This is a genomic window from Streptomyces sp. NPDC085944, from assembly GCF_040686295.1.
GTDB classification, from domain to species: Bacteria; Actinomycetota; Actinomycetes; order Streptomycetales; family Streptomycetaceae; genus Streptomyces; species Streptomyces salinarius.
In genome coordinates, this window is sequence record NZ_JBFBJX010000016.1 from 55,539 (window position 1) to 71,201 (window position 15,663).

10 protein-coding genes, 2 tRNA genes and 1 pseudogene are annotated in these 15,663 nt (G+C 72.9%); 2 read left to right on the plus strand and 11 right to left on the minus strand.

Annotation, left to right across the window (positions count from 1 at the left end):
• Positions 1-197: 197 nt before the first annotated feature.
• The 6 genes and pseudogenes from AB0P07_RS28125 to leuS all read right to left on the minus strand — a co-directional run.
• A pseudogene (locus tag AB0P07_RS28125) lies at positions 198-770 on the minus strand (N-acetylmuramoyl-L-alanine amidase); the annotation flags it as partial.
• A gap of 594 nt (positions 771-1,364) precedes the next feature.
• Entirely contained in the window at positions 1,365-3,899 is a 2,535-nt protein-coding gene (locus tag AB0P07_RS28130) for a ComEC/Rec2 family competence protein (RefSeq protein ID WP_365555590.1), read from the minus strand.
• Between the two features lie 89 nt (positions 3,900-3,988).
• Complete coding sequence (locus AB0P07_RS28135) at positions 3,989-5,059, minus strand: ComEA family DNA-binding protein (protein WP_365555439.1); 1,071 nt, start codon at positions 5,057-5,059, stop codon at positions 3,989-3,991.
• A 150-nt stretch (positions 5,060-5,209) separates the two neighbouring features.
• Positions 5,210-6,055 carry a DegV family protein gene (locus AB0P07_RS28140; RefSeq protein ID WP_365555441.1) on the minus strand — a complete coding sequence of 282 codons (846 nt, stop codon included), beginning with the start codon at positions 6,053-6,055 and terminating at the stop codon, positions 5,210-5,212.
• A gap of 79 nt (positions 6,056-6,134) precedes the next feature.
• The gene (locus AB0P07_RS28145) at positions 6,135-6,914 is read right to left on the minus strand and encodes a hypothetical protein (protein ID WP_365555443.1); all 780 of its coding nucleotides are present in this window, start codon (positions 6,912-6,914) and stop codon (positions 6,135-6,137) included.
• Positions 6,915-7,077: 163 nt separating this feature from the next.
• A complete protein-coding gene (gene leuS, locus AB0P07_RS28150; protein WP_365555445.1) occupies positions 7,078-9,966 on the minus strand; it encodes a leucine--tRNA ligase in 2,889 nt (962 codons plus the stop codon).
• 535 nt (positions 9,967-10,501) lie between these two features.
• Between leuS and AB0P07_RS28155 the strand changes: the two genes are divergently transcribed.
• Positions 10,502-11,791 carry a cytochrome b/b6 domain-containing protein gene (locus tag AB0P07_RS28155; protein WP_365555447.1) on the plus strand — a complete coding sequence of 430 codons (1,290 nt, stop codon included), beginning with the start codon at positions 10,502-10,504 and terminating at the stop codon, positions 11,789-11,791.
• Positions 11,788-13,401, plus strand: a complete 1,614-nt coding sequence (locus AB0P07_RS28160) for an NADH-ubiquinone oxidoreductase-F iron-sulfur binding region domain-containing protein (RefSeq protein ID WP_365555448.1) — start codon at positions 11,788-11,790, stop codon at positions 13,399-13,401. The genes AB0P07_RS28155 and AB0P07_RS28160 overlap by 4 nt, the downstream gene beginning before the upstream one ends.
• A gap of 55 nt (positions 13,402-13,456) precedes the next feature.
• Here AB0P07_RS28160 and AB0P07_RS28165 read toward each other — a convergent pair.
• The 5 genes from AB0P07_RS28165 to rsfS all read right to left on the minus strand — a co-directional run bounded on the left by AB0P07_RS28165 (position 13,457) and on the right by rsfS (position 15,602).
• Positions 13,457-13,529 (minus strand) — tRNA-Ala (locus tag AB0P07_RS28165).
• Between the two features lie 132 nt (positions 13,530-13,661).
• Positions 13,662-13,835: a hypothetical protein gene (locus AB0P07_RS28170; protein ID WP_365555592.1), complete on the minus strand. Its 174-nt coding sequence runs from the start codon at positions 13,833-13,835 to the stop codon at positions 13,662-13,664.
• Between the two features lie 438 nt (positions 13,836-14,273).
• Positions 14,274-14,346 (minus strand) — tRNA-Ala (locus AB0P07_RS28175).
• Positions 14,347-14,487: 141 nt separating this feature from the next.
• A complete protein-coding gene (locus AB0P07_RS28180; protein WP_365555450.1) occupies positions 14,488-15,159 on the minus strand; it encodes a histidine phosphatase family protein in 672 nt (223 codons plus the stop codon).
• Positions 15,156-15,602, minus strand: coding sequence for a ribosome silencing factor (gene rsfS / locus AB0P07_RS28185; RefSeq protein WP_061444800.1), 447 nt, complete (start codon positions 15,600-15,602; stop codon positions 15,156-15,158). Before rsfS ends, AB0P07_RS28180 begins: the two co-directional genes overlap by 4 nt.
• Between the last annotated feature and the right edge of the window lie 61 nt (positions 15,603-15,663).

A 15,663-nucleotide genomic window follows, 5' to 3' on the forward strand; every position in this document is an offset into this window, starting at 1 on the left:
GATCCGGCGGGTACGACCGCCCGGACGTAGGCCGTGGCCTGGTAGTGCGTCGCGCCGGTCAGCAGGTCCCTGCCGTCCACGGTGAGCGTCGTCCACTTCCGGGGCGTGATCTCCTGGTCGTCGCTCTCGGACCGGCTGATCGCTCGCGGCATGTCGTCCTCCTCGAAATCGCCGGGCGTCCAGCCGGCAGGGTGGTTGAGGCGTTCTTCGACCCGGGCGCGCATCGACGCCATCGTGAACCCGCGCGGGTCGATCTTTCCGGGCTGCCACTCCAGGTGGCCGATGACGGACCGCTCGTTCCAGCCGTGGTGGCGGCACACGGCCGCGGCGGCCCGCTCGATCGCGTCCAGTTGCGCGGCGGGCCACGGGTCCTTGCCGTCGCCGAGGTTCTCGCACTCGAAGCCGTAGAAGTGGCGGTTGCCGTCGGTGTTGGCCTCGTTGTCCCGGGGCAGCGGCTTCTCCGCGACGACGGCACGCAGGACGTCGTCGTCGCCCAGGCCGGCGTGGTTGGCGCGGCCATAGCCGACCAGGTGCACGCGGCCGTCCTTGGTGATGACGCCGTGGCACAGCGGACCGGGCAGGCTCGCGTAGCCCTTGCGGCAGATCTCCACGGTGGAGGCGCTGCCCCGGGTCACGGTGTGGTGGATCATCACACCGTTGACGGGGCCCCACGGCCCCTTGTGGTTGCGGTTGTGGCTCCTCCAGTCGCCCACTTCGACGACGGTGAGGCCCTCCGCCTTGAGCGCCTTGAGGAAGCTGCCCGCGGTCATGGGATTCGCCATCAGCCACGCTCCGACGACGGCCGGGCGGCCTGCCGGTCGCCCTCGCCGGGCCGGTGCACAACGGTGTGCCCCTGCATGGGGGTTTGGGGCATGGGACTCTCCTTCTACAGGTCGGTCGGGCCTCCGTCGACGAGCCCGTTGCAGTGAAGTGGGCGCCGCTCACACGGCTTTCGCGGTCGTGGGATGCGGGTGGGGGGTGGGGGGTGGGGATGGGGATGGGGATGGAAGTGAGGGTGGGGGGACGGTCGTGACCGGGCAAGTCGGCGGCTGTACGGTACGTGCGCCTTTCGCGCCTTCTTCCGTGCCGGGTCGGAAATTTCCGCTTCCGTCCTGGACTTGGGATTCCCGGTGCCCACCCGGCCTACTCCTCCGACGGCGCACGGGAACGCTGCCGGAACGCCCGGCCAGGGGGAGGGTCTCGGTGAAGTCCGTGTACTGAGGCAACGGTTGCGCCGGCTCATGGACTCCTTCAGGTGTTTCCGGTCCGTCCGCGGCTTCCCCACGGCGAACTGGTTCGCCTGCGTGTCCCCGGGCTCCGCCGCCTACGAGTCCGCGGAGGTGACCGAGTAGCGACCCGGGGGCTCAGTCCCCCGCCACCCGCAGCTCCCTCCCCGTACCGGCGACCGCCAACGCCCCGTCCCGGTCCGTGCGGAGCACCGTCGCTCCCTGGGCGCGCAGGGCGGCGACCATGCCGGGGGCCGGGTGGCCGTAGGTGTTGTCCTCTCCGCAGCTGATGAGGGCCAGACGCGGGGCGACGCGGCGGAGGAACGCGAAGTCCTGGTGCGCCGAGCCGTGGTGGGCCACCTTCAGCACGTCGACGCCCTTCAACGCCGCTGCCGCCGGGGAGCGGGCCAGCTCCCGCTGAGCCGGGGGCTCCAGGTCGCCGAGGAGGAGCAGGCGCAGGCCCGCCGTCCGGACCAGGAGGGTGACGCTGGCGTCGTTGGGGCCGCCCTCCGTGCCCGGTGCCGTGGTGGTCGGCGGGCTCGGCGGGGGCCACACCACCTGCCAGGACAGCGGGCCGGAGCGGCGCTGTTCCCCAGCGGTGGCGTGCCGCACGGGGATGTCCCGGGAGTCCGCCTGTCTGCGGACGAACCCGGCCTGCTCCGGGGGCTCTTCCAGGGCGGTCGTCTCGATGGCGCCCACCGAGCGGCCCCGCAGCACCCCGGGGAGCCCGGCCACGTGGTCGGCGTGGAAGTGGGTCAGCAGCACGAGGGGGACGCGGGTGATGCCGAGGGAGCGCAGGCAGTGGTCGACCAGGGCGGGGTCGGGTCCCGCGTCCACGACCACGGCCGTCCCCTCTCCCGCGGCGAGGACCAGCGCGTCGCCCTGGCCCACGTCGCACATCACCATCCGCCAACCGGGTGGGGGCCAGCCCTTGATCACCCGAGCCAGTGGGGGCGGTTGCACCACGACGAGGATCAGGAGCAGCGCGCAGACGCCGCACCACCAGGGGTGCCGCAGCAGTCGTCTGCCTGCCGGCAGCGCGGCCCCCGTGACGAGGGCGAGCAGCGCCGCCCCGGCCCAGCTGCCCGGCCAGTCCACACCCGCGCCGGGCAGCGCGGCCCCGGTGCGCGCGATCCCCGCGATCCACTCGGCCGGCCAGCCTCCGCACCAGGCCAGAGTCCTGGCCAGCGACATCGCCACCGGCGCCGTCGCCAGCGCCGCGAAGCCCAGGACCGTGGCCGGGGCCACCGCGAACTCCGCCAGCAGGTTGCACGGCACCCCCACCAGGCTGACCCGCGCCGACAGCACCGCGACGACCGGTGCGCACAGGGCCTGTGCGGCTCCCGCGGCGGCCAGCGCCTCCGCGAGCCGGGCCGGCACTCCGCGCCTGCGCAACGCCGCGCTCCACCGGGGAGCGATCGTGAGCAGTGCGCCCGTGGCCAGCACGGAGAGCAGGAAGCCGTAGCTGCGGGCCAGCCAGGGGTCGTAGAGCACCAGGAGCAGTACCGCCGTCGCCAGGGCCGGGAGCAGGGATCTGCGGCGTCCGGTGGCCAGGGCTAGCAGGGCTACGGAGCCGCAGGCGGCCGCGCGCAGCACGCTCGGGTCGGGCCGGCACACGACGACGAAGACGAGCGCGAGCAGTCCGCCGAGCAGCGCGGTCGTGCGCAGGCTCAGGCCGAGGCGGGGGGCCAGGCCTCGGCGCTCGCTGCGTGGGGCCAGGGCCGGCGGTCCCAGGAGCAGCGCGAGCACGATCGTGAAGTTGGCGCCGGACACGGCCAGCGTGTGCGCCAGGTCGGTCTCCTTGAACGCCTCCTCCAACTCCGGCGTGACGCGTGAGGTGTCGCCGACGACCAGGCCCGGCAGCAACGCCCTCGCGTCCGCCGGCAGGTCCTCGGTCGCCTCGCGCAGGCCGGTCCGCAACCGGCCCGCGAGCCGTTGCGCCGTCGAAGGCCCCGACGCCACCTCCGGTGCCTGCCCGCCGGCCCGCACGCGCAGCACCGCGGCGATCCGGTCGCCGCGCGTCCTCGGGGGCGACAGGCGGGCGGTGACACGAAGCCGGGTGGTCGGCAGCAGGTTCAGCCAGCGGGCGGGTGCGGCGGGCCGCGTGCGGGACCGCCCGCCTTCCCCGTCGTCCCCACCCTCCCGGCCTTCCCCGCCCTTCCCTCCCTCCCCGCCTGCGTCCACCAGTACGAGGACCGGCGTCCGGGTCGACGCCGTCGTCCTGCCGCTCGCGCTCACCCGTCGCACGTCTGCCTCGATCAGCACGGTGGGCGGCACCGCGCGGTTGCCCCGGACGCGCGGCCGGGTGAGGCGGGGATCGGCCGTGACCTCCACCTCCGCGGTGACGGTGGCGTACCGCCGCGCCAGCTCAGGCACGGGGCCCCTGCGCAGGTCCGCGCCGTGCAGCGCGGCCGAGGCGGCGGACGCGGCGACGCAGAGGAACAAGGCGGCGGCTACGAGTGTGCGGGCCCGTCCGCGCGCCGGCCCCAGAAGCAGCGCCCCGGCCAGGAGCAGGGCGCCCGTCACCACACCCGTCGCCCAGCCGGCCGGCACGTCCAGCACCAGCGCCGCCGTCGCCCATGCCGCCAGGGCAGGTGGCACCAGGCGAAGGTCCGCCGGACCCTCCTGCCGGGGATGGGCCGCGCCCAGCCGGTGGCCGGAGGCGGCGTGCACGGCGGCGCGCGGGGGCCTCGTGAGTGGCTCCTGCGGTCCTGGTGCCGCCGCCGGCCGGTCCACTCGCTCCACTCGCACCGCGTCCGTGTTCATGGACGGACCAGGTCCCGCAGGTCGGCGAAGCGGCGTTCGCCGATGCCGTTGACCTCGCGCAGTTCGTCCACCGAGCGGAAGCCGCCGTGCTGGGTGCGGTAGTCGATGATGTGCTGGGCGAGGACCGGGCCGACGCCCGGGAGGGTGTCGAGTCGGTCGGCGGTCGCCGTGTTGAGGGAGACCGGCGCTGTGGGCCCCGCTCCCGCTTGCCCGCCGGGCGCAGTCCCCGATCCGGGCGCGGGCGCGGACGCTCCGACGATCACCTGCTCGCCGTCCACCAGGAAGCGTGCCCGGTTCAGTCCGTCGGTCTTCGTGCCGGGCTTCACGCCCCCGGCGGCTCTGAGGGCGTCCTCGACGCGGGAACCCGCCGGGAGGCTGTGAACGCCGGGTTCGCGGACCTTGCCGTCGACGTCCACCACGATCTCGGCCCCCGCCCCGGTCGTGGGCGCGGCACCCGGCTCGGGCTCGTCGGCCGTGGTGCGGTCCTCGGTCGCCGGACCCGGTGTCGCAGCTCCGTACGCCGCCGCCTCCCGCACCACCTCGGGGGCCGCCACCGGCTGGGTGCGGCCGGACCAGAAGTGCTGCACCGCGAAGACCGCCGCGACGACCAGCAGCACCGAGAGCGCCACCACGCTGCGCCGCTCCAGCCCGCACCGTGTCTGCAGCCACAGCGGCATACGCTCCTGCAGCGCCGGCCCGGTCCGCTCCCGCCAGGTCGTCGTGGCCCCGCCACCGCCACCGGGGCCGCCACCGTCACCGGTGCCGGCGTCGGTGTCGGTGTCGGTGTCGCCGGGGGCATCAGGGCGGGGCAAGGGCGGCCCCTTGCCCGACTCGCCCCGCGCCTCCTCGTGCCCGGCGTGCTCGGCGCGCTCCCCGAACAACGCCTCCGCCCGCCGCCGCAGCTCCTCCGGCGGCGCCTGCCGACGGCCGTGCCGGGTGTGGGAGCGGGGGCGGGCGTGGGCGCGTGAGCCGGGTGCACGGCGGTGGGCGAGGCGGCCGTCGGAGGCCGGGGCGCGGCCCGGGCCGCTGGTCGCGGACGCGGTGCGTGAGCGTGATCGAAGAGCCATGCGACGAGGATCGGGCACCTCGACACCCTCGCGATGATCATGGTCAATTGCCGGGGACTACCCACGGGTTGTGGAAAACTCCGCCCCTCTCACGCGTGACAGGAACGGCTCACCGCGGCGCCCACCACCCGCCGTCCACCGCCCGCGCCCTCACCGCGACGAGACCACAACCCCCAGCAGCCCCGGCCCCGTATGCGCGCCGATCACCGCACCGACCTCGCTCACATGCAGGTCCGACAGTCCGGGCACCCGTTCCCGCAGCCGGTCCGCCAGGGCCGAAGCCCGGTCCGGGGCGGCGAGATGGTGGACGGCGACGTCGACGGGCGCGCTGCCCGCCCGGTCGGCGGCGATCTCCTCGAGCCGGGCGATCGCCCTGGACGCCGTCCGGACCTTCTCCAGGGGTTCGATGCGTCCGCCCTCCAGCCGCAGCAGCGGTTTCACGGCGAGCGCGGAGCCGAACAGCGCCTGGGCCGCCCCGATCCGGCCGCCGCGGCGCAGATAGTCGAGGGTGTCGACGTAGAAGTAGGCGGAGGTGCCCGCGGCGCGCTTCTCGGCGGCCGTGACGGCCTCGTCCACCGTGCCGCCCGCCTCCGCCGTCTCCGCGGCGGCGAGGGCGCAGAATCCGAGGGCCATCGCGATCATCCCGGTGTCCACGACCCGGACCGGGACGGCGGCGTCACGCGCCGCGACGACGGCCGCGTCGTGGGTGCCGGAGAGTTCGGCGGAAAGGTGCAGGGAGACGATGCCGTCGGCGCCGGACTCGGCGATCCGGCGGTAGGTCTCGGCGAAGAGTTCGGGGCCGGGGCGGGAGGTGGTGACCGGCCGGCGTTTCTGCAGGGCCTGGGCCAGGGAGCGGGTGGAGATCTCCGTCCCCTCCTCCAGGGCACGGTCACCCAGGACCACGGTCAGGGGTACCGCGGTGATGCCGTGCCGCTCCATCGTCTCGGCCGGGAGGTAGGCCGTTGAATCCGTGACGATAGCGACATGGCGGGACATGAGCTGGAGGTTACCTGGCGTAGTGCCCGTACGGCAGTCCGGCCCCGACCACCGGGCGTTCACAGGACCTTGACCGGGTTCAGGTCGTGCTCTCCGGGCGGGCCTTCTTCTGCCACGGGTACACCGGGCTCGCGGCGGGCGGGGTGATGGCCGGGCGGGCGCGGTCGCCCTCCGCCGGACCCTGTGCCGAGGAGTCCGGCCAGGTCTGCCGGGTGGACGGGGCGTCGGCGGAGGGTGCCTCGGGCCAGGACGGCGGCGTGGTGGGCGGGCCCTCCCCCGGGCCGGTCCCTGCCGCCGTCTCCGCCTGCGTCCTGGTCTGCGTCCAGTGCCGCAGCGCGCCGGCCTCCACGTCGATCTGGGCGCTCAGCGAGTCCAGGTCGTCGTCCGCGAAGCGGCGGGCGCGGTCGCGGGCCGCCCAGCGCAGGGCGTCCGCCGACCGGGTGACGCGCTCGGTCCGCTCGCGCAGCTCGGGGAGGCGCTCGGCCAGGGTGGCGCGGTCCGGCTCGGACTCCAGCCGCCGCAGCTCGCCGTCCAGCTCGAAGCCGTGCGCGCTGAGCCGCTCGAAGAGGGCGAGGGACTCCTTGAGGGACGCGTCCTCGGCCACGCGCGCGTGCAGCGCGTCCTGGGTGGCCCGCATGGAGGTGCGCAGCGTCAGCCGCAGCTGAGCCAGCTCGGCCGCGGGGCCCACCTGGACGAGGGACTTGGCCCGCAGGGTGTGGTCCTCGACGGTGCGGCGGGCCTGGGTGATGCCGCGGTCCACGCTGCGCTTGGCAGCGCCGACGGCCTTCACCGTGGCGTAGACGCCCAGCACCACGGCGAGCAGGAAGAGCAGGGCGAACACGGTGAGCGCTGCTTCCACGAGGCTCCTCCTTGGGACGTCCGGTCCGCACACCGGCGGTCCACGACGCCGGTCGCGCCGCTCTTCCACGGTAAACGCAGCGGGCAGGCCCAGGGTTCCGCGAGAACCCCGAACCTGCCCGCACCCGACCCGTAGGGGACGCCCGGGGCGCCCCGGTCACCGGCTATGCCGGGACGATGTTCACCAGCTTCGGTGCCCGCACGATCACCTTCCGGATCCCGGCCCCGCCCAGTGCGGCCACGACCTTCTCGTCGGCCAGCGCGGCCTTCTCCAGGTCGTCGTCGGAGATGGAGGGGGCGACCTCCAGCCGTGCCTTGACCTTGCCCTTGATCTGGACGACGCAGGTCACGGTCTCGTCGACGACGTGGGCCGGGTCGGCGACCGGGAAGTCCTCGTGGACGACGGAGGACTGGTGCCCCAGCTTGCGCCACAGCTCCTCGGCGACATGCGGGGCCAGCGGCGCGACCAGCAGCACCAGGCGCTCGGCGACCGACCGCGGGACCGGACCCCCGGCCTTGGTCAGGTGGTTGTTCAGCTCGGTGACCTTGGCGATGGCGGTGTTGAACCGCATGCCCTCCAGGTCCTGCCGTACGCCGTCGACGGCCTTGTGCAGGGCGCGCAGGGTGTCGGCGTCGATGTCGGCCTCCGCGACGTCGACCACCGACAGCTCACCGGTGTTCTCGTCGACGACGTTGCGCCACAGCCGCTGCAGCAGCCGGAACTGGCCCACCACCGCGCGCGTGTCCCACGGCCGGGACACGTCCAGGGGGCCCATCGCCATCTCGTACAGGCGCAGCGTGTCGGCGCCGTACTCGGCGCAGATCTCGTCGGGGGTGACCGCGTTCTTCAGGGACTTGCCCATCTTGCCCAGCAGCCGGGAGACCTTCTCGCCCTGGTGGTAGTAGGCGCCGTCGCGCTCCTCCACCTCGGCGGCCGGTACGGCGATGCCGCGGCTGTCCCGGTAGACGTAGGCCTGGATCATGCCCTGGTTGAACAGCTTGTGGAACGGCTCGGCCGAGGAGACGTGCCCCAGGTCGAACAGGACCTTGGACCAGAAGCGCGCGTACAGCAGGTGCAGGACGGCGTGCTCGGCGCCGCCGACGTACAGGTCGACGCCGCCGTGCGGCAGGCCCTCGCGCGGGCCCATCCAGTACTGCTCGATCTCGGGGTCGACCAGGCGCTCGCTGTTGTGCGGGTCCAGGTAACGCAGCTCGTACCAGCAGGAGCCGGCCCAGTTGGGCATGGTGTTGGTCTCGCGGCGGTACTTCTTCGGCCCGTCGCCCAGGTCCAGGGTGACGTTGACCCAGTCCGCGTTGCGGGACAGCGGGGTCTCCGGCCGCGTGTCCGCGTCGTCGGGGTCGAAGGTGCGCGGGGAGTAGTCCTCGACCTCGGGCAGCTCCAGCGGCAGCATCGACGCGGGCAGGGGGTGGGCGATGCCGTCCTCGTCGTAGACGATCGGGAAGGGCTCGCCCCAGTAGCGCTGGCGGCTGAACAGCCAGTCGCGCAGGCGGAAGTTGACGGTGCCCTCACCGGCGCCGGTGCGCTCCAGCCACTCGGTGATGCGCTCCTTGGCCTCGACGACGGGCAGGCCGTCCAGGCTGACCGCGTCGTTGGCCGAGTTGATGATCTTCGCGTCGTGGGAGGCGAAGGCGTCTTCCCACGTCGACGTGTCCGTGCCGCGGCCGTCGGTCGGTTCGACGATGCAGCGGATGGGCAGTTCGAAGGCGCGGGCGAACTCGAAGTCGCGCTGGTCGCCGGCGGGGACGGCCATGATCGCGCCGGTGCCGTAGCCCATCAGGACGTAGTCGGCGATGAAGACCGGGACCCGCTCGCCGTTGACCGGGTTGGTGGCGTACGCGCCGATGAACACGCCGGTCTTGTCCTTGGCCTCGGCCTGCCGCTCCACGTCGGACTTCGAGGCGGCCTGCGCGCGGTACGCGGCGACGGCCTCCGCCGGGGTGGCGTGGCCGCCGGTCCACGCGTCGCGGGTGCCCTCGGGCCAGGCGTCCGGGGTGAACTTCTCGACCAGCGGGTGCTCGGGTGCCAGCACCATGTAGGTCGCGCCGAACAGGGTGTCGGGGCGGGTGGTGAAGACGGTGATGCGCTCGCCGTCGATGGGGAAGTCGACCCGGGCGCCCTCGGAGCGGCCGATCCAGTTGCGCTGCTGCAGCTTGATCGCCTCGGGCCAGTCCAGCTGGTCCAGGTCGTCCAGCAGCCGGTCCGCGTAGGCCGTGATGCGCATGTTCCACTGGCGCAGCTTGGACTTGAAGACGGGGAAGTTGCCGCGCTCGGAGCGGCCGTCGGCGGTGACCTCCTCGTTGGCCAGCACGGTGCCCAGGCCGGGGCACCAGTTGACCGGCGCGTCGGAGGCGTAGGCCAGGCGGTACTCGCCCAGGACGTCGGCACGCTCGGCCTCCGTCAGCGCGCTCCAGGTGCGCCCGCCGGGCACCGCCCGCTCACCGGCCTCGAACTGCGCGACCAGCTCGGCGATCGGGCGGGCCTTCTTCGCCTCGTCGTCGTACCAGGAGTCGAAGATCTGCAGGAAGATCCACTGGGTCCACTTGTAGTACTCGGGGTCGATCGTGGCGAACGACCTGCGCTTGTCGTGGCCCAGGCCCAGCCGGCGCAGCTGGGACCTCATGTTCTCCATGTTGGCCTCGGTCGACACGCGCGGGTGCGTGCCGGTCTGCACCGCGTACTGCTCGGCGGGCAGGCCGAAGGCGTCGAAGCCCAGGGTGTGCAGGACGTTGTGGCCGGTCATCCGCTGGAAGCGGGCGAAGACGTCGGTGGCGATGTACCCCAGGGGATGGCCGACGTGCAGGCCCGCACCGGACGGGTACGGGAACATGTCCATGATGAACTTCTTGGGCCGGGCGACCAGCTCGGGGTCGCCCGCCAGGTCGCCCTTGGGGTTCGGTGCGGCGTACGTGCCCTCGGCGTCCCAGAAGTCCTGCCAGCGTGCCTCGATCTCGGCGGCCATGGCGGCCGTGTAGCGGTGCGGCGCGGCGTCCGCCGACACAGGGGCGGTCGCCGCGGGGTTCGTCTCGCTCATGATCCTCAAAGCTCCATCGATCGTCTCTGCCAGCGGCTGCGACCTTCATGACCAGCGGCTGCGAAGGCCGGGAAATGAAAAATCCCCTCGCACAGGAGGGGACGCCGCGCCGATTCCGGCCACCGGACTTCGACCGGGGTCGGGACTGATCAGCGCGGCTCGCTAAGCAGAAGGCGTACGGCACGCATGGCGTCAGGGTACCGCAGTCGCGGCGCGGGCCGCGAGGCGCTTCCGGCCCACGTGCCGCGGCCGGAATCCGGTGGCCGGGGTCCGGAAACCGGAGCCCGGCCTGAACCAAGGTCAAAGGTTACTTCGCGTAACGACCACTAAGGGACACCAGTACGAGCGCGCGGTCATTTGATAACAACGCAATAACTCAAACCCCCTACCCACGGGTATGGCGCCACTTAGAGTGCGGCAGCGGGACCGCTTTCCCGAACCGCTCCGGAGTTGCCCCCATGAACCCTCCCCCGATCCGTCCGCGCGACACCAGTTCGCGGCCTCCCCTCACGTCCCCGACGTGGGGAGGCCGGCCGTGGTGACGAACGACAGCACGGTGGACGACACGTTCGCCCAGTTCCTCAACTTCGGCGCCGGCGTCCTCTCCCTCGTCTTCCTCAGCTGCTCGGTGATCTGGGGTCTGCTCGCCCAGGACCGGATCGTCCTCGACACCCGGCAGCGGATCCTGGCCCAGGCGGTGCACCGGACCACCGCCGTCGCCTCGGTCGTGTTCCTTCTGGTGCACATCGTGGTCAAACTCGTGCTCGACCACACCACCTGGGTCGCCGCGGTCCTCCCCTTCGGGCTTCTGGCCACGGACGACGAGGCGTTCGGCGGCCGGGCCGTCCTCATCGGCTTCGGCACCCTGGCCAGCATGCTCATGATCTTCGTGGGAGTCACCGGAGCCCTGCGCAACCGCTTCGCGTCCCCGGCCCCCGTGGCGGCCCGCTGGCGGGCGATGCACATGCTGGCCTACCCGGCCTGGTGCCTGGCCCTGCTGCACGGGCTCTACGCGGGTCGAGCGGCGAAACCGGTCTTCCTGGTCCTGTACGCCCTGTCCGTGGTCGGCGTCATGGCGGCCCTGGCGCTGCGCGCGGCGCCCCGCCCGGTCAGGCGCAAGGTCGCCGACCGGATCGCCGCCCTCCTCGGGACCGGGGGGCGGCCCATCCGCGAGGAGCGCGAGGATGCGGCGGAGAGCCGGCCGAGGGACGCCGCCGCCCTGCCGGGCCACGAGCGCGCCGGGGCCTCCCGGTCACGCGGCGCGGCCCCGTCCGCCCCGCTGTACGAGACCGCGGAGCGCCTCACTCCGCCGGAGCCCGCGGACGGCTTCGCGGCGGCCTACCGCGCGGTGTCCGCGCCCTCGGGCGCACGCCGGCCGCCGCTGACGGCCGACCCGGCCGCTTCTGCCGCCCCGCTGCCGTCCGACCTGCGACCCACCGAGGCGATGCCCGTCGTGGACGGCGGCAGCACCTCGGGCAGCTGGCCCATACCGTCGCCGCCCCCGGTCGGCGAGGCCCCTCCGTCGCACTACGACCCGCTCAACGACACGGGACACACCATCCCGGTCCACGGCGGTACGGACGCGACGGCCCCCGGCGCGGACCACTCCGCGACGTACGCGTCGCCGTACGCCTCGGGCTACGGATCGAGTGACGTGTACGACACCCGTGAGACGAACGCGGTGTACGACACGTATTACCCGGACGACACGTACAACAGCGGTCCCACCCCTGAACCAACCCCCGGTGCGCCGTCGCAGTCCCGCGACTTCGACGCACCGGGTTCCGGTGAACCTTGGAACACGCCTTCCGGAGGCTCGAATTGAACGAGGCCCTGCCCGACGTCCCCGAGGTCCGCGTGGTCGGGCTTCCCCAGCTCACGTCGGGCTTCGACCTTGTCGAGCGGCTTGATCTGCCAATGCACCTCAAGGTGCACGGTCCGCTCGAACCGATGGGCGGGGAGCAGCTCGCGCAGCTCTCCGAACGCATCAACCTGAAGGGCCGCGGCGGCGCGGGCTTCCCCTTCCACAAGAAGCTGCGCTCGGTCGCCGAGGCGGCGATCAAGCGCGGCGTACGCCCGGTCGTGGTCGTCAACGGCAGCGAGGACGAGCCGGCCTGCCGCAAGGACACGGTGCTGATCAACCGCGCCCCGCACCTGATCCTGGACGGCGCGCTGCTGTGCGCGGAGGCCATGGGCGCCCGCACGCTGGTCATCGGGGTCACCCGGGAGTCCACGCAGCGCTCCATGGAGGCCGCTCTGGCCGAGCGCGGCCTGAGCAACGGCCGACGGTCCGCGCTCCGCGCGCGCGTGCAGCGCAATCCGGTGCGCATGGTCACCGGCGCCGCGGCCTCGCTGATCCGCTCCATAGACGGCGGCCCGGCGATCCCGCCCGGCCGCAAGGTGAGCGCCTCCCGCAGCGGCGTCGGCGGCGCGCCGACCCTGCTGTCCAACGCCGAGACCTTCGCCCAGCTGGCGATCGCCGCCCGCATCGGCCCGGAGCGCTACGGCAACACCGGCCTGTACGACGAGCCGGGCACCGTGATGCTCACGGTCTCCGGCGCGGTGGCCCGCCCGATGGTGATCGAGGCCCCGACGGGCGTGCCGCTGCGCTACGTCCTGCAGCTGGCCGGCGCCCCGCCGGTGCCGCAGGGCGTGCTCACCGGCGGCTACCACGGAAAGTGGATCGACGCGGCGACCGTCGACGAGGCGATCGTCTCGCGCAACTCGCTGCAGCAGGTGGGCGGCTCGCTCGGGGCGGGCGCGATCCTGCCGATCAGTCAGGACACCTGCCCCCTGGGCGAGTCGCTGCGGGTGGCGCAGTGGCTGGCCGAGGAGAGCGCGGGCCAGTGCGGCCCCTGCTACCTGGGGCTGCCGGCCGCCGCTCGGGGCCTGGAGGACATCCTGAACGGCGGCGGCCCGGCCGCGCTCGAGGCGGTCAAGCAGGTCGCGAAGAACGTGAAGCGGCGCGGCGCCTGCTCGCACCCGGACGGCTCGGCGATGTTCCTGGAGTCGACCGTCAAGGCGTTCACGGACGACCTGGCCGCCCATGTCCTCGGCAACGGCTGCGGACGGCCCGTGGAGGGTGTCCTGCCGCTCTTCGAGGGAGGCAGGACCCCGACCGGCATCCCGGGCGGCGGCGGTGAGGAGAACGGCCCCAGCCGCCAGAAGATCTTCGTCGACTGGACGCTGTGCCGGGGCCACGGGCTGTGCGCGGACATCCTGCCGGAGGTCTTCCAGCTCGGCGCCGACGGCTTCCCGACCGTGGCGCAGGCCGAGGTGCCGCGTTTCGCGGAGGCCAAGGCGGTGCGAGCGGTGCGCCGCTGCCCGGCGCTGGCGCTGCGCATCGAGGAGGACACGCGCACGCAGCCTCCGTCCTCGCGCACCAACCTGCCGGTGCTGTCCCAGGGGCGCGGCCGCCGGGCGCTCGGCCGCTGAGGCAGGGAACGAGGAAACCCCCGGATCGAGGATCCGGGGGTTTCCCTGTGAAGTGTGGAGCTAAGGAGAATTGAACTCCTGACCTCCTGCATGCCATGCAGGCGCTCTACCAACTGAGCTATAGCCCCTTGTTTCGTGCCGCCCGGCTTCCCCGGCGGCGACGCCAACATTACACGGTCGACCGGGCACAACACCAAATCGTTTCCCGTTTGCCCGTTTTACCCTCTTGCCGGCTCGGCGACCCGGCAGACGGCCGGCCGTCAGGCCGTCACGAAGGAGTAGAAGCGCTTGAGTGTGCAGTGTTCTTCCAGGAGCCGGCCGTAGATCGGCTCGCCCTCGAGTTCCCGGTACGTCTCGATGGGGTCGCCCTTTATGATCAGCGCCCGCGCGCATTCCTCGCACCAGTACTGGTAGTCGGGGTTGAGTGGCTCCATGTCGCGCACGATGGGCGTGCCGCTGCCGCACCAGTCGCACTTCCGCCTGTGTGCACCCATCGTTCAGCTCCAGCTGTGGCCGCAGGCCGTGCACACGTAAGAGATTCCGCCGTTGTCGCCGAGGACTTGGGCCACGTGCCGGGAACCGCAGGAAGGGCAGCTGAGACGGGTGAGTGTGTTCCTCGCCACCGCTCCGCCGAGGAGGTGACCGACCTCCTCGAGGATGCTCCCAGGCATCGCCACTCCCTCCCGTCGGGCCGCGGTCCCCTTCCGGCCGTTTGATTCTGCCACGGCCGGGCCGACCCGGTCAGCGACGCCTCAGTACCGGTCCGGACACGGAGACCCACCGACGTATACGCCTGTGGGACGCGTGTTGCTCAAGCGGGCGGAGACGAAAAATCCCGCCCCCCGAAGGGGACGGGATTCGTCCGTGGGCTGTGGAGCTAAGGAGAATTGAACTCCTGACCTCCTGCATGCCATGCAGGCGCTCTACCAACTGAGCTATAGCCCCTGGTGCCACGCGACCGGGGCCGCATGGTCCTTCTCTTCGTCCGCTCCGCTCGGCGGGGCGAACAAGAAGAACTTTAGCCTGCGACCTGCCGGAAAGTGAAATCCGGGTCCCTGGCCCACCGGCCAGGGACCGGGCACCGGCTCAGACGTCGTCGCCGAGGACCGGTTCCGGCAGCGTGCCGGCGTTGTGCTCCAGCAGCCGCCAGCCGCGGGCGCCCTCGCCGAGGACGGACCAGCAGCAGTTGGTCAGGCCGCCCAGGCTCTCCCAGCTGTGCGGTTCCAGACCGAGCAGGCGGCCGATGGTGGTGCGGATCGTGCCGCCGTGGCTGACCACGACGAGGGTCCCGTCCTCGGGCAGCTTCTCGGCGTGCCGGAGCACCACGGGGGCGGCGCGGTCGGCGACCTCGGTCTCCAGCTCGCCGCCGCCGCGGCGCACGGGCTCGCCGCGCTTCCAGGCCGCGTACTCGTCGCCGTACCTGGCGATGATCTCCTCGTGGGTCAGGCCCTGCCAGACGCCCGCGTAGGTCTCCCGCAGGCCCTCCTCCAGGGTCACCGCGAGGCCGGTGAGCACGGACAGCTCGGCCGCCGTGGCGGCGGCGCGCGAGAGGTCGGAGGCGACGATCGCGTCGGGCCTCAGGTGCACGAGGAGCCCGGCCGCGCGGCGGGCCTGGGCGACGCCGGTCTCGGTCAGCTCGACGTCCGTGCTGCCCTGGAAGCGGCGCTCCACGTTCCACGCGGTCTGGCCGTGCCGCCACAGGATGACGCGCCGGCCGCGGCCCGGCTTCCCGGCCGTCACCTCGCCGGTGGCGCTCATCGCCAGTCCTCGTCGGAGTGCGTCGCCTCCTCGGCGGCCTGGAGCTTGGCGTGCTCCTCCGCCTTGCCGCGGGTCTCCTTGGCGTCGGCGGGCAGGTCCAGCTCGGGGCAGTCCTTCCACAGCCGCTCCAGGGCGTAGAAGACGCGCTCCTCGCTGTGCTGGACGTGGACGACGATGTCGACGTAGTCGAGCAGGACCCAGCGGGCCTCGCGGTCGCCCTCGCGGCGCACCGGCTTGGCGCCCAGCTCCTTGTTCAGCCGTTCCTCGATCTCGTCGACGATGGACTTGACCTGGCGGTCGTTGGGCGCGGAGGCCAGCAGGAAGGCGTCCGTGATCGACAGCACGTCGCTGACGTCGTAGGCGATGATGTCGTGCGCGAGCTTGTCGGCCGCCGCCTGCGCGGCGGCGTTGATGAGTTCGATGGAGCGGTCGGTCGCGGTCACTGCCTGGCTTTCGGGTCGGCGGTCGGTTGACCTCAAGGGTCTCACGACCGCCGACACGGGC

What these genes read in the sequence shown, in the direction of transcription:
- leuS (WP_365555445.1), bottom strand. Translation starts at nt 9,966, where the DNA reads ATGAGCGAGACGAACCCCGCGGCGACCGCCCCTGTGTCGGCGGACGCC.
- AB0P07_RS28135 (WP_365555439.1), bottom strand. Translation starts at nt 5,059, where the DNA reads ATGGCTCTTCGATCACGCTCACGCACCGCGTCCGCGACCAGCGGCCCG.
- AB0P07_RS28140 (WP_365555441.1), bottom strand. Translation starts at nt 6,055, where the DNA reads ATGTCCCGCCATGTCGCTATCGTCACGGATTCAACGGCCTACCTCCCG.
- AB0P07_RS28180 (WP_365555450.1), bottom strand. Translation starts at nt 15,159, where the DNA reads ATGAGCGCCACCGGCGAGGTGACGGCCGGGAAGCCGGGCCGCGGCCGG.
- AB0P07_RS28170 (WP_365555592.1), bottom strand. Translation starts at nt 13,835, where the DNA reads ATGGAGCCACTCAACCCCGACTACCAGTACTGGTGCGAGGAATGCGCG.